11 protein-coding genes are annotated in these 13,944 nt (G+C 42.5%); 2 read left to right on the top strand and 9 right to left on the bottom strand.

From position 1 onward, the window contains the following. Nucleotides 1-140: 140 nt before the first annotated feature. From OQZ33_RS05525 to OQZ33_RS05500, 6 genes are all read right to left on the bottom strand, one after another. Entirely contained in the window at nucleotides 141-2,219 is a 2,079-nt protein-coding gene (locus tag OQZ33_RS05525) for a sulfatase-like hydrolase/transferase (RefSeq protein ID WP_265798059.1), read from the bottom strand. Between the two features lie 30 nt (nucleotides 2,220-2,249). Then, nucleotides 2,250-3,686, bottom strand: coding sequence for a sulfatase (locus tag OQZ33_RS05520; RefSeq protein ID WP_265798058.1), 1,437 nt, complete (start codon nucleotides 3,684-3,686; stop codon nucleotides 2,250-2,252). A gap of 173 nt (nucleotides 3,687-3,859) precedes the next feature. Beyond that, nucleotides 3,860-4,549 (bottom strand): hypothetical protein, encoded by a 690-nt coding sequence (locus tag OQZ33_RS05515; protein WP_265798057.1) that lies wholly within the window; start codon nucleotides 4,547-4,549, stop codon nucleotides 3,860-3,862. 64 nt (nucleotides 4,550-4,613) lie between these two features. Continuing rightward, entirely contained in the window at nucleotides 4,614-5,024 is a 411-nt protein-coding gene (locus OQZ33_RS05510) for a DUF2846 domain-containing protein (RefSeq protein WP_265798056.1), read from the bottom strand. A gap of 204 nt (nucleotides 5,025-5,228) precedes the next feature. Further along, the gene (locus OQZ33_RS05505) at nucleotides 5,229-6,077 is read right to left on the bottom strand and encodes a hypothetical protein (RefSeq protein WP_265798055.1); all 849 of its coding nucleotides are present in this window, start codon (nucleotides 6,075-6,077) and stop codon (nucleotides 5,229-5,231) included. A 159-nt stretch (nucleotides 6,078-6,236) separates the two neighbouring features. Further along, nucleotides 6,237-7,589, bottom strand: coding sequence for a Gfo/Idh/MocA family protein (locus OQZ33_RS05500; protein WP_265798054.1), 1,353 nt, complete (start codon nucleotides 7,587-7,589; stop codon nucleotides 6,237-6,239). Nucleotides 7,590-8,345: 756 nt separating this feature from the next. Between OQZ33_RS05500 and OQZ33_RS05495 the strand changes: the two genes are divergently transcribed. Continuing rightward, entirely contained in the window at nucleotides 8,346-10,544 is a 2,199-nt protein-coding gene (locus OQZ33_RS05495; protein WP_265798053.1) for an alpha-N-acetylglucosaminidase, read from the top strand. 254 nt (nucleotides 10,545-10,798) lie between these two features. Then, nucleotides 10,799-11,200 carry a hypothetical protein gene (locus tag OQZ33_RS05490; RefSeq protein ID WP_265798052.1) on the top strand — a complete coding sequence of 134 codons (402 nt, stop codon included), beginning with the start codon at nucleotides 10,799-10,801 and terminating at the stop codon, nucleotides 11,198-11,200. Between the two features lie 4 nt (nucleotides 11,201-11,204). Here OQZ33_RS05490 and OQZ33_RS05485 read toward each other — a convergent pair whose 3' ends face one another. Genes OQZ33_RS05485 through OQZ33_RS05475 form a run of 3 tightly spaced genes read right to left on the bottom strand, consistent with a single transcriptional unit; the run spans nucleotide 11,205 to nucleotide 13,870 of the window. Further along, nucleotides 11,205-11,534 (bottom strand): hypothetical protein, encoded by a 330-nt coding sequence (locus OQZ33_RS05485; RefSeq protein WP_265798051.1) that lies wholly within the window; start codon nucleotides 11,532-11,534, stop codon nucleotides 11,205-11,207. Between the two features lies 1 nt (nucleotide 11,535). After that, on the bottom strand, nucleotides 11,536-12,795 hold the full coding sequence (locus OQZ33_RS05480) for an MFS transporter (protein ID WP_265798050.1): 1,260 nt from the start codon (nucleotides 12,793-12,795) through the stop codon (nucleotides 11,536-11,538). Continuing rightward, nucleotides 12,785-13,870, bottom strand: a complete 1,086-nt coding sequence (locus tag OQZ33_RS05475) for a zinc-binding dehydrogenase (protein ID WP_265798049.1) — start codon at nucleotides 13,868-13,870, stop codon at nucleotides 12,785-12,787. The genes OQZ33_RS05480 and OQZ33_RS05475 overlap by 11 nt, the downstream gene beginning before the upstream one ends. Between the last annotated feature and the right edge of the window lie 74 nt (nucleotides 13,871-13,944).

The raw sequence follows: 13,944 nt of genomic DNA, 5'->3' as shown, positions 1-13,944 counted from the left end.
TAACCGAATAAGGCTGATTTTTAACCCGAGGATAAAGATTGCTACTGGTAAAAGATCAAATCGCGTCATGCAAGGTTCCACTGAACTGAATTTGTTATGATTGGATGAATAGCGTCATGGTCCTTTTTAGGAATAGATCGTTAATGAAAAAAAACGGATTGTGGAACCTGGTGTTTTGCAAACGAGGTTCCTGACCATTCTAGATTAATTTTTCCGTTTTCACTAGCCGCCCTTTGATAATAAATCCTAATGGGATGCAGACCTGCCCTGAGCTTGATCTTAGTCACTTTTTTACTTTTCGAGGTGTATCCGTAGTCTTCATCGATCAATACTGCATCATGCATCCTTACAAATGCTTTACCTACAACACTGAGGTGGAAAACATACTCGCCATCGGCAGGAATTTTTATAAATCCTTCGAAAGTTACCATATTTCCAGCACCTCTACCCATTGCGCCTAATCCCATCCCTGAATCTATCCCACTTGCAATTAGCCTAAGCCCATTCGGATTGGGGATCCACGGAGTAGCGGACTGATAGGTTTTCCAGAAGAGTCCCTTGACCAGTTTACGATTTGCTATGGCTGGTACGGCTACAGTATCGTAGGGCCTTGGTGCTTCGGTATCTTGGCGACGCACATGTAGCACCATATCTTTCATCTTGGTCTGTAAAATGGCGAGACCTTTATTCTGGCCCAGATCCAACTGTTGATGAAAATCCTTGGAAACATCGAAAATCTGGAAATTATCATCCTGGGATTTGATAGCATACCTTATTCCCACCATATTGTCCATTCTGATCATCTGCATCTGCTTTCTGATTCGGCCTTGGTTGACGATCTCGAATTCAGGGTAAGCTGGCGTTTTACCGCCTTCAAAATATTCTGAGTAAATCATACTTGCTGGTTGTTTCCCCTTTCCTGTCAGGGATGGCAATAGGGATACACCATCTGCCACCACTGGCGCAGCTACACCTGCCGCATCCAGAAAAGTCGGCATCCAATCATACGAGATGCTCGGCGAATGCACCTCGGTATGAGCTGGGATATGACCTGTCCATTTGGCGATCAACGGAATGCGCATCCCGCCATCCAACACATCTCTCTTTATACCATCAAATGGCCCAAAACTACTGAAGAAATTGGCATCGTAACGCACTTGCGGTAATGGAAGATAAGACTCTATAGACGGGCCGTTATCTGAGCTGAATATCACCATTGTGTTTGAATCAATCCTGAGGTCCTTTAACAACTGTAAAATATCACCCACTTCATCATCAATCCTTCTGGTTGAGGTAGCAAATCTTTTATAGGTCTCAGGCCAGGGCTTTTCAGGTGTTGCTGAATTATGGTCATCATCATAGGTGGCTTTAATGTAATCAGGATGTGTATAGCTATCGGGAATTCCATTAGCGGTATTGATCATTTTTCCTGGCATTCCCAACCATTGCAAGCCGCCATTGAGGCCACCCCCTTCTGGATATGCCGAGGCAGGAAGCTCTAAAACAGCATGCGGAGTATCGTAGGCCAGAAACATAAAAAACGGCTGATCTTTCCCATTGCCTTGTTGGTGGTCAATAATCCATTTTTTTGCCCTTGCGGTCCACAGATCTCCGGCATAACATTTGTCGAGATCCTGGCTTACTTCTGTCCTATTTTCCCAAACCTCTTTCTTTCCCCTGTAAAGGCCTTCTTTCGGATAATGTTCGTGTCCATCGGCATGGCGCATATAACCATAAAAATAATCAAAGCCCCTGTTGAGTGGATGTGCAGGCCATTCTTTCTCCCCTTGTAGTCCCCACTTGCCGATCGCTACAGTAGCATAACCCACTTTTTGCATTACATTGCCCAATGTGTAGTTATCACCCAATGCCTTATCGAACTGATTGTCCCTAACATTGGCATGGCCCTGACTTTGTCCAAGCAAAATAGATGCTCTTGAAGGAGCGCAAACCGGGGCGGCACAATAATGCTGCGAAAGTGTAGCCCCCGAGGCAGCCATTTCATCCAGATTTGGCGTAAGGGTAAAGGGGCTGCTTCTATCCTGGGCTGCTGCTCTCTTATTTTGAAAGAATACACCAACATCGCCATAACCAAGGTCATCGGTGAGTATAAAGAGAATATTGGGGCCCCTTTTATCCTTTTGCTGAGCAAGGACGTTACCCGCTGTAAAGGGTAGAACGAATGTCAGTACGTAAATAACAGGCTTAATTAGGTACATTTGCGATTGATTTTGCTGTAGTAAATACATTTAATTTTCTCCCCCAACCGTTCCCTGAACTGGCTTATTATTTGCAGTGATCTTTGAAGGCAATGGCGCCTTTGTTGCTTCCATCCAGTTCAAAAGATCCGCCAAAAGCTCATCTCGCTTCGCCCGATTGGTACTGGCCAGATTCAGGTGCTCACCTTCATCGGTTTTGACATTGTATAATTCTACAGCATTATTTCCGTTGATTTTAGCTTTACCACCTTCTATTATCCATTCCTCGAGGTAGAGATGTAGCTTAAAGTCCCCTTTTCTCACTACAGCAATTGGCCTTGTGCGGAATACCTTATCGCGCCCCCTAATGACTGGATTATCCAGATAACCAGGAAAATACCAATATATCGATTTCCTAATGGTCCCTGTTCTCTGACCAAGCAAAAGGGGCATCAAGTCCTCTCCATCCCCCTTGAATTTATGATCGCCAGCCAATGACAGAAAGGTTGGGTAAAGGTCGAGGTTAATGATCGGAGTGGAAATGACCATGCCCGGTTTGGTATGGCCTGTCCAATAGGCGATAAATGGTTCTCTGATACCACCTTCATAATAAGATCCCTTATTTCCTCGTAAAGGCTCCTGAGATGATTGTTGGGTAGCACCATTGTCACTGGTAAAGATCACAAGCGTATTTTTTTCCAGTCCGGATTTTTTCAAGAATTCCATTAATACCCCTACGCTAGCATCAAAATCGTATACACAGGCGGCATACACCGCCATTTTATCACTTAAGCCTTTTTTCTTGAATCTGGCAATAGTCTGGGCTTTTGCCTCTAGTTTAGAATGGATCGCATTGTGCGCCAGATAAGCGAAAAAGGGCTTATCTTTTGTTTGCTGCATAAATTTAATGGTTGCTTCGGTAAGGTACGATACTCCTTTTGGATCAGCGGCCTCACTGCTGCCCCTTATTGACTGCTCTTTTTGGCCTTCCGTGTAAACATCGAACCCCTGTGCCGCTGGCTGAGTTTCCTCCGAATCCGCGAGGTGCCATTTCCCAAAAATAGCAGTGGCATATCCTTGGCCCTTAAGTCTTTCGGCAATGGTATTAACTGACGGATCGAGGGAAACGCTATTGCGTACAGGGACGAGCCTCATCAGCTCCACTGGTCCGCGGGTGGTGCTTCCCACGGCATAGACACCCGTTCTTGGCGAATACTGACCGCTAATTAATGCCGCCCGGCTAGGCGCACAGTTAGCTGCACCCGCGTAGGCATTATAAAACACAGTTCCCTGTTTTGAAAGCGCATCAATATTCGGCGTTTCCATAAACCTGCTCCCGGTGAAACCACAGTCCATGTAGCCAAGATCGTCCGCTAAAATCAGTAATATATTGGGCTTTGAGGCAAAAAGCTGTTTATCTTGCGAATGGGCATTTAAACAGGAACAAATGACGAGAACGAATAGAGAACGCTTAAGGGAATATCTCATAACTATTGACTAGAGTGTAAAAGTGATGTCCTAATCCTTGATAAGCGTGAAGTATCGATCTGGAAATCAACAAAGAAATAGCAAACAAATTTAGCAAACATCAATGATGATAGCGATCAGTAATTAACGGATTAATACAGAATATTGACCAAATAGCGGCAAACACTATAGCATTAAGGCTGCCCGTAATTGGAATATTCAGAAGTGATTACACTATCACTCGTCATGACGAGCAGTTTGACGATCAGATTGGTTGTTTCTTCCCTGGTGAGATAGACCCCAGATTTTTGATCAAGGAAATATACTGATGTAGTGAGCAATTTAGTAATCCTTATTCCCTTGACCTTAAGTGGAACTTGATTTTGTACCTCCTGCTTTTCAAGCAGCTTAGTATTGGTATTGATAAAGATCCTACCTTTACAGTCCCTCAAAAACATATTCTCCGGTGTGAGGCTGTTTTCAAGATAGCTGAATTCCACAACTACCTTTTCATGATCTGCCGAAAGAATCTTATAACTATCCTGATCAATGGTTGCCACGGGAACTTGCTCTGGATGCGCTTTGAGGAAACTTTTCACCTCGCTATCTGATGGATGCCTTCCATTTACGGACTTGAGTACCCACTTGGATCCGTCCGCCCTCGCCCCATTGTAGGAAGCTATCTCAATCTTTTCACTCGTTGATAAACTAGTAGTCTGGCGTAAATCAAAGGCCATGGACTTAGCGCTCTCTTTCGCCCGGTTGTTAAGAACATTGGAATCAATCTGATAGCGGACCAGTACCTTCACTACATCTGATCTTTGTGCAGCGGCATTCAAACCCAGAAATATCAACAAAGACACATTTAAAAATATCCTACCCATATCTATCCTAGATTTGATTTTCACAGCGGTATATAATCCAATTATAAGGTTCTTGGGTGAGGCATTACTTCGACCCAAGGCAATCCCTTACCTCCACACTTCGTGCGATCATGGGTTCTGCGGTAGATTGCATAATCTCCATACAGGTGAGTTCATTACCACTGTTGATCATAAAGTAATTTGTCTTTCCGTCAACCACGATAAATTTTACCGGCACCTTATTCCTACTGTCGGGAAGGCCACCGCTGGTCACAGTGATGGTGTGTTCGCCCAATTTGAGATCATGCAGGGAATATGTTTTATTCTTCATCTTGCAAATCAGTTCACCATCAACGAATATTCGAAAGTTTACAGCAGAACCGTTTATGCCGGTCCTGCGGATTACATAAATTTTTCCGGTCTTGTCCTGCGCAAAGGAAGCACTCGAAATCGCAAACAAAAACAGTAAGAAAGAAATAAGCTTTAATCGTTTCATAGTATTGATTTTATTTAAGCAAAAAGTTTACATCGCCCATCACAATCATCAATAATCCTCAGAAATTTGACAATCCTGAAAGCAGCGAAAGCTGATAACAATAATATATTTGTATTCTTTTAAACAAAAGCCGAAAAGGTTAAAAATAAGGATAATAGGGGAATAGAAAAATCCTTGATTTTCATCATCATGACATTTGCGAGGTTATTTTCTATAAAGCGGACATCTCTTTAGCAAGTATTCCAGAGGGCCACCGTAGGAGCCATCAGTATTGCTTAAAAAAGCTTTGTGGCTTTCATTGTAGATACTTACATTATTATCCATATATATCTGGAGGCTAACGCTTACATCGAAGCGTTGAACCGCACTGCTGCTCGTAGAGCCATAACTGGAAACACCCTTCACTTTCTCTGCATCATCACGCTTTACTTTTGTGTTATCACTTCCTGAGGTATAACTGGTTTGATAGCCTTTATTTTGGGTAACAGTTCCGTCAATAATATATTCCACCCCTAAAAGATCGCAGAGGTTGCTCATCGTAAAGCCAATCATTTTCTCACGGGTTGCTCCTGCTTGAATCAATTTTGCATTTGTGCTTCGGGGATCAAGTATCGTATAACCCGCGGAGTGCTGACTCAGGAGTCCAAATGCATCTTGTTGTGCTTTCAAGCCAATAGCCTCAGCACCAGGCTGATTATCCATTAGGAAAGTGAAAGGCAGTATTGCAATTTTATTGTGATGGTCAGCGGGCGAGGCAACCATCGAGACCCGATCGCTTTGTCGAGTCTCAGCAGGTGCAATCTTCTCTGATATTACCTCAATCCTTCCACTAGAATGTGTTATTTGGGCAATGTCTGTTTTCTTGATTACGTATTCTGCAGTTTCACCAGAATAGACGAAAGATACATCTGTATCAGTGATTCTTATTATTTTTCCCTTTAGCTCATCGCCGTTTGTCTTTTTGATAATATCAAGTCGGGTACCGACCGAAGTTTGTGAGAAACCGCACATGACAATCATCATGCATAGAAGCGATAGGTAGATTTTTTTCATGGCACAAAGTAGATTTTGATATAAAATTAAAAAAAACGAGTAAATCTTACAAAAAACATTCTTCTAAAACAAATTTAAAAGTACCCCCCTTACACAATAACCTGTTATTCAACATCAATTATAAAAAGGCAATGAAAATTTACATTAGCAAAAACACTTTTAGAATCCGCTATCATCAAGTGCAAAAGTATTCTTGCGCTCCTTCCATTTACCCTTGGTAAAATCCGGGAATTTCTGAGGCATATTCCCTTCCTTCAATGATTTTGTTGAAAGGGGCGTTATCACACTCATGGTAACCGAATCATATACATCAATTGGTGTTTGTTTTTTCTGTTTTACCGCTTGAATAAAGCCATTAAATACAAACCAATCCATTCCTCCGTGACCCGCACCAACAGCTTCTTTCTCATATTTCTTCCAGAGTGGATGATCATACTTGTCGAACCATTCCTTTACGGGCTCCCATTTATCATTGCCCTTCGAATTTTTCTCAATATATATGGATCGGCTAACATCCATCCATATCCCATCAGTACCTTGAACGCGGAAACCTATGGAATAGGGTCTTGGCAAATGAGTATCATGACTAAGCAATACGGTTTCTCCATTGGCGCAATTGATTAAAGTGGTGGTGACATCTCCATTTTTATAGTTGATTTTGGCATTTGGATGCCCAGGGGATAAATCCTCGACGTAGGCAGCTAAACCCCTCGCCTTTGAACTGAACGAAACCAGATTGGTAAAACGGTTTCCCCTGTTGATGTTTGCATATTGCATAATTGGCCCTGCGCCATGTGTAGGATAAAGATCACCATCCTGATCGATGTTAAACTGTGTTCTCCATTGGGCCTCACTTCTGGCATTTGGTCCATATTCCACTCCACCTCCAAAATAATCCTTTCCATTGTTGAATAAGACATCCCTAAGATTGTGTTGATATCCTCCCTCCAAATGCACCAGTTCTCCAAAGACCCCTTGCCTTACCATGTTCAATGCAGCCATAACATCCCTGCGATAGCACACATTCTCCAATGTCATATAGGGCATACCCGTCTTTTCGGAGGTATTTACAATATCCCAGTGATCCTGTATACTCAGGCCGGCGATTACCTCACAACCCACATACTTTCCAGATTTCATTGCATCTACAGCTTGGTCCCGATGAAACTGCCAAGGAGTTGCAATAATGACGGCGTCGATGTCCTTTCTCTCCAACAATTCCTTGTAGGCATCTATTCCACCTGTATATTCCTTTGCGGCTGGCCGGCCACTCTTTGCGATAAAGGATCTACATATTCTTAACGACAATTCTTGGGTATCGCAAATTGCCACAATCTCCACATCATCTCTTAAGCACCCCTCTGATATATGGCTCATTCCCCTAGCCCCCACACCTATATAACCGACCCTAACCTTGTTATCCAAAGACTTTGAAAATACCGATCCACTCGGCAGAATAGAGAATCCAGCGGCTGTTATTGCACTGTTTTTTATAAATGTTCTACGTTCCATTAATTTTTTATTTGGTTGTTATAATCTACTTCAAACTCTTTAATCAGCCGATTTGATATTAATAAGTATCGAAATCGATTTTTTGGTTTTATGAGTTGATGAATGCCTCATTCAATTTAAATGCTCAAATAGCCGCTACTAAACTATTAAACAAATTTAATAAATACTAAACATTTTATAATTTTATATTTAACAAATTCCTACTAGAATTTAACCAAAGTAACAATGGATAAGAATTTTAAAATTCAGATCATGTTAACGACGCTATCAATATCTGCTGGTAATCATCTCGGTTATTTCCATCGAGGGGTTCTCATGTTTATTGCTCGCTAGCACCCTATCACGATTAAAAACAGTAATTGTGTTTTGATCGGGGCCTGGTTGAATGAGGAAACCCACGACGCTCACTGTTCTGCTTTAACCTGTTATTCCCCTGGTTGATAAACGCACAATTCGACGCATTCAGAAGAGATACAGCAGAGCCTTGCAAAGGCTTGTTGCCTTTGGTTTCCTGAAATCAAAACCTAAGGATAACGAAATTAAACAGCTAAATATCAATAAGTTGATCATACATATAATTCACAGAACTTTGTAACGTAATTTGCTCGTATTTAAATTTGTTATCTCGTAATTTTAGTTACCTGTTACCGCAACTTGTGTCAGCGTCTAGAATAGGTAAAAGCTAGAAATTACAGCAAATCAGCTCAATTTTTTTCCAATATAAATCACTAAAAAATATAAAGTCCCTTAAATAATATGCTTAGAATTACCAGAGCCTTAACATGCCTATTTATTATGCTTCTTGGAAATGTACTGTTCTTAAGAGCTGCAAGTCCTATCGAAGACCTTACCAAGCGCATTGCAAAGCCTTTTTCCCAAAAGATTATTTTTGAAAAATTGGCAGAAAGAAACGGAAAGGATTATTTCCAGTTGGAGAGCAAGAATGGAAAACTGATCATCGGCGGCAATAGTTACAACTCAATGGCCTATGGTCTCAACCATTATCTCAAATATTATTGTAATACTTCCGTTTCCTGGTATAAGGATGACGCCATTGATCTTCCAGCGGTTATGCCCATTCTTCCATCAAGGATTACGCAAGAAGCCCGGGTAAAAAACCGTTTTTTTCTAAACTACTGCACTTTCGGGTATACCATGCCTTGGTGGAACTGGAAAGATTGGGAGCACCTTATAGATTGGATGGCATTAAATGGAATTAACATGCCGCTCTCTATTACCGGACAGGAAGCTATCTGGTACAAGGTATGGTCAAAGATGGGCTTGAGCGACCTAGAGATCAGGAGTTATTTCACAGGACCTGCCTTTTTACCTTGGCACAGGATGTCGAATATTGATCACTGGGATGGTCCCCTGCCAAAATCTTGGCTCGACAATCAGCTCACCCTACAGAAAAAGATTGTTGCTAGAGAGCGTGAACTGAATATGAAGCCGATCTTGCCAGCCTTTGCCGGCCATGTTCCAAAGGTAATCAAGGAAAGATTTCCCAGTGCCAGGATCACAGATTTGGGAACCTGGGGTGGATTTGGCGAAGCATATTACAGCCATTTTCTTGATCCATTGGATCCACTTTTCAAACAGATACAGAGGGCTTTCCTAACAGAGCAAACCAAACAGTTCGGAAGCGATCATATTTATGGGGCCGATCCCTTCAATGAGGTAACACCTCCGAGTTGGGAACCTAAATATTTGGCCAGCGCTGCAGATGTCATCTACAGTTCAATGAAGGAAGTAGATCCATCAGCAGAATGGCTTCAGATGACATGGGTATTCTATTACATGCGCAAGGAGTGGACCAATGAGCGTATCAAGGCTTTCGTAAGGGCAGTACCGCAGGATAAGATGACACTGCTAGATTATTATGGGGAAAGTACGGAAGTTTGGAAACTCACTGAATCTTATTTTAAACAGCCCTACATCTGGTGTTATCTAGGCAATTTCGGCGGAAACAGCATGGTTGTTGGGAATCTTCAAACAGTGGAAGAGCGAATGGAGAATGCCTTTAAAAATGGCGGATCCAATTTAACCGGAATAGGCTCTACACTAGAAGGCTTTGACATTAACCCCATCATGTATGATTACGTATTTGAGAAGGCATGGAGTAACGGGCCAACGGCAGTGAAAACCTGGACAGATAAATGGGCTGATCGAAGACTTGGATATCCTGATAAAAACAACCAGAATGCATGGAACAACCTGGTAAAAGAAGTATATAACAACCCGTCGAAACTTGGCCAGGGTATTCTCATCAATGCAAAACCAGCATTAAAGGGAACGGTTCACTGGACACCGAACCCAAAGTATAATTATGCAAATAAAAACCTATTCAACACCTGGAAACAGTTACTTGTTACGGGCGGAAAGGGAAAGCAGGCTTCTGGTTATGATGCTGTCAATATTGGTTGGCAGGTATTGGGAAATCATTTCATGAAGCTAAGGGATGACTTCACTGCCGCTTACGAGCAGAAAAACATTGTCGAGATGAACAAGAACAAAAAGGAGATGCTTGATTTAATCGATGATGTTGACAGACTGCTCGCTACACAACCATCAATGCTGTTGGGTAAATGGATTGAGAATGCACGAAAAATCGGAAAGGACAACGCGGAAAAAGATTATTATGAACAGGATGCCAGGATGCTCATTACGGTCTGGGGCGGAAGTCAACGTTCCCTGAATGATTACGCAAATCGAGGATGGGCCGGTCTAACAGGCGATTTTTACAAACACAGGTGGGAAATGTTTTTCGATGAGGTGTCGATGAGCATGAGTCAGGATAAACAATTTGATGATAAGGTATTTAAAGATAAAATTCATGCCTTTGAGGATCGATGGGTAAAGGATAGGAAAAAATTCCCAACCACAACGATAGGTGACAGCTTTGAACTTTGCAGAGCAATGGTATCCAAATACAGTTCGGCCATCAACGGTGGATAGTATGCAGAACCAAGGTTATTAACCTTTCACCCTTCTCATCAAAAAATACACTGCGCATGAAAGTGCGTATTCAGTGTCAATAGTTATATAAAGCCTTTTATCTCATTGAGGGATCTAAGTACAAGCGACTAGCGTTGTATAACACCAGATGTAAAAGTAACACCTGCCGTCCGTAACCAGGCACTGAGCCTGTTCAATGTGGATAGTTTAAATCAGGTGAGCAAACAAAAAACCAAAAACGACGAAACCAGGGAATGGTAAATATAGAGGGCAGCAAAGATCTTACGGTTGAAAGAAAAAGCTTGGAAGATTATCAGGCAGCATTGAAAACCATACGGAAATATCAGGAACAGCAACGCTGCGAAGCACTGAAGTGGAAAACTGAAAAATCGGCGCCTCTGCAGGACGAGCTCCATATTATTGATCTGCTCAGGGAACAAGGCAGAACTCGAGTTTTAAATGCAGTAAAGTTTCTGCTTCAGGCAGATATCCGATTTGGGCAAATTCCCTACAAAACAGTAGATGATGTTACGGTACAATATTTTGTCGCTCACTATCCTCGTCATAAGCTGAAGAAAGTGAGGTTATTCGGCCCAGCCAGCATTATCTCCCTTACAAAAGCCTTACGTTCTAGAGGCTATCAACTACAATCCTAGATATTTATACCCCATGACTCTTGAGGATACTGTCCTTTAACAAAATGTAGGCGACATCCTCTGGTGGAATCATCTTTCTTAATTCCCTTAGTTTTTGAGGAATCACCTTACACCGAACCTGTGAATAGATCTCTTGAAAGACATTTACCTGCATAGCTATACTTTTCATCAGACCATCGTATTCTTGATAGGCTTCATGGATTTCGGCCCTAAGCTTACTTATTTCCCGATTATCCCCTAAGTTGATGCCCGCGATCTGTTCAAGTTGCTGGATCTGATCCAGCAGGTCAATCATGCTTACCACAGTTCCACGGTTTATTCCCTTCAAGCTCATGCTATATAATACCCTTATTTACTAATTGCTTATTTCCTGGCACTGCAGGCCCCATTCTGGCAACAATCATCGCAACAAGAGCAGAGACTCCGCAAGCGATAGCGGTAACAACAAAGATATTGTTGCTATTACCAGTAAGATCAATCACATAGCCTAGAAAAGGTTCCCCAATGGCCGCAAAGAGATAGCCGCACATGTTCATGATCCCCACGCCAGTGCCAGTTAATCTACTGCCCAGCATATCTGGGCTCAAGGGCCAATAGCAGGCTTGTGGCCCGTACACAAAAAAACCAGTTAACAACATCAGTACCCCGCTAAGCAAAACTTGATGCGTCGGAACAAAATAAATCAATATGGACAGCATTCCGCTTACCAACATGCCTACTACGATTGCTTGCAGTCGATTGCCCTTAAAAAGACTATCAGACAGCACACCAAAGCACAGTGCGCCTATGGCCATCCCAACTGGAAGTAGAAATGTAACCCATATATTTCCAGGGTTGTCCTTCCAGTTTTTGCCCAGAAAATGAACCGGCACCCAGAATATCAAGCCGTAGCGGGCCATACTCTCAAATCCAAATGACAAAGATGTGAGTAGAAAGCGCTTATTGCCAAATGCTTCCCTATATCTACCAATCCAATCGTGATTATCATTTGAAGTTGATGATTCATTCAGGATATCTTCATCGGGTTTGTTTTTTGCAACAAATAGAAAAATGGTAGCAGAAACGAGGAGTAACAATACTGGTAAACGAAATAACATTCGCCATTCGATCCCTTGCTGTAAGAGTACAATAGAAATGAGATAGGTCACCGCAGAGGAAAATCCTGCTGCCATGGTATAAAAACCAAAAGCTTTGCCCCGCTCATGTTCTCCCCACCAATTATTAATCAATTTGGCGCCAGGTGCCCATGCCATCGACTGGAAGAAACCATTCAGGCCCCACAGGATCATGATCGATATGGCACTGCCGGAAAAACTAATCGCAATATTTGTCGCAATAGACAGATAAGCACCGGTAACCACCATCAGTTTTGGGCTTAGGCGGTCGGCAAGATTTCCGTTGATAAATTGCCCAATTGCATATCCAATGAGCATGCAAAAGCTAATCCACCCGATGGTGCTATAGGGAATATGCAGGGAGGCTACCATACCCTTTACGGCCCATCCAAAGTTGTGCCTTCCAGTATAAAAGAAAAGGTAACATAACATTGTTACCAGTAGCATTCTCCATTTGAGTTTGGTGGCACTAGGCTCCATTATGTATTTCTTTTTTTGTGATGTTGATTCCCACACGGATTGGCTTGTTGCCTACTGCATATTCAAATGCAGCAGCTGATTCCTCTAGCGAATAATCAACTGATACCAAGCTTTCAAAAGGAAATCTGCTATAATTTTCTTCTATAAATTGAACTGCCTGAACAAAATCCTCGTAATTGTAATTATGCAAGCCTTTGATACTGATAAGACGCCTGATTACCTGCTCTGCGTCCACCTCAACTGGACGGCTCTTGAATACCGCTCCTATCCAGACAGCAGTACCACCTATGGTTAGGGAGGCTAGGCCGAGCTCCATCGCATCAGGAGATCCGCTCATGTCAAATGCGACATCCATATCCTTGGGAGTTGATTGATCCTGGTTTAGCAAGTGCCTAAAATCCGCACCAAAGACTGATGCCTGCTCCAAACGCTCTTCGCTTAAATCCACAACATGGATTTCAGAAGCTCCATTGATCTTGCACATGGCCACGCAAACCAAGCCGAGCAGGCCTACCCCTGATATCAAGACTTTCTTATTACGTAGACCTCCCGACAGCCGCACCGCCCCTGCTACAGTTGAAACCGCACAGTTGATCGTTGCCGCAACTTTCAATGGAACTTTTTTATCAATCTTCAGCACTGCCGTACCATATTTCAGAATACAGTGGGAAGCTAGCCCACCATGGAGTGCATCATCACTGGTTACCGTTGCATGGCCATATTTAAATAGACCTGCAGCTTTCTGTGGCATGCCCGCCTTTGCCTTTGAAGATTCTGGATCGGAGGCAAAAATACTCCAGGTAACGCGGTCTCCGATTTCAATTGTCCGACCCAAATAATCTTTCCTACCGTGATCGGAACTAAATTCCTGAATCTCGCCAACAATCTCGTGTCCAAGTACTGTCGGCACAGCTTCCTTTCTCAGCCCGCAATAGGTATGGAGATCGCTTCCACATATTGTTGTATATAGGTTCTTAACCAATATTTCACCAGCCTTCAATACCGGGATATCCGTGGCCTGCTCCTGAAGAGCCTCTCCTGCTCCATTAAAGATAATGATCTTTGCCTTATCCATAAATTAGTCCGATGTTGAGATTGATCCTTAAAAAGCACATACTATTAAAATCTTGATTAATTAAAAATGTTTAG

It is taken from the genome of Pedobacter sp. MC2016-05 (assembly GCF_026239735.1).
In the GTDB taxonomy this organism is placed as follows: Bacteria; Bacteroidota; Bacteroidia; order Sphingobacteriales; family Sphingobacteriaceae; genus Pedobacter.
The sequence above is the reverse complement of the archived record's forward strand: the minus strand, read 5'-3'. Positions and strand labels throughout refer to the sequence as shown.

Coding starts and splice junctions, on each gene's coding strand:
- OQZ33_RS05525 (WP_265798059.1), bottom strand. CDS start 2,219: ATGTACCTAATTAAGCCTGTTATTTACGTACTGACATTCGTTCTACCC.
- OQZ33_RS05520 (WP_265798058.1), bottom strand. CDS start 3,686: ATGAGATATTCCCTTAAGCGTTCTCTATTCGTTCTCGTCATTTGTTCC.
- OQZ33_RS05515 (WP_265798057.1), bottom strand. CDS start 4,549: ATGGGTAGGATATTTTTAAATGTGTCTTTGTTGATATTTCTGGGTTTG.
- OQZ33_RS05510 (WP_265798056.1), bottom strand. CDS start 5,024: ATGAAACGATTAAAGCTTATTTCTTTCTTACTGTTTTTGTTTGCGATT.
- OQZ33_RS05505 (WP_265798055.1), bottom strand. CDS start 6,077: ATGAAAAAAATCTACCTATCGCTTCTATGCATGATGATTGTCATGTGC.
- OQZ33_RS05500 (WP_265798054.1), bottom strand. CDS start 7,589: ATGGAACGTAGAACATTTATAAAAAACAGTGCAATAACAGCCGCTGGA.
- OQZ33_RS05495 (WP_265798053.1), top strand. CDS start 8,346: ATGCTTAGAATTACCAGAGCCTTAACATGCCTATTTATTATGCTTCTT.
- OQZ33_RS05490 (WP_265798052.1), top strand. CDS start 10,799: ATGGTAAATATAGAGGGCAGCAAAGATCTTACGGTTGAAAGAAAAAGC.
- OQZ33_RS05485 (WP_265798051.1), bottom strand. CDS start 11,534: ATGAGCTTGAAGGGAATAAACCGTGGAACTGTGGTAAGCATGATTGAC.
- OQZ33_RS05480 (WP_265798050.1), bottom strand. CDS start 12,795: ATGGAGCCTAGTGCCACCAAACTCAAATGGAGAATGCTACTGGTAACA.
- OQZ33_RS05475 (WP_265798049.1), bottom strand. CDS start 13,870: ATGGATAAGGCAAAGATCATTATCTTTAATGGAGCAGGAGAGGCTCTT.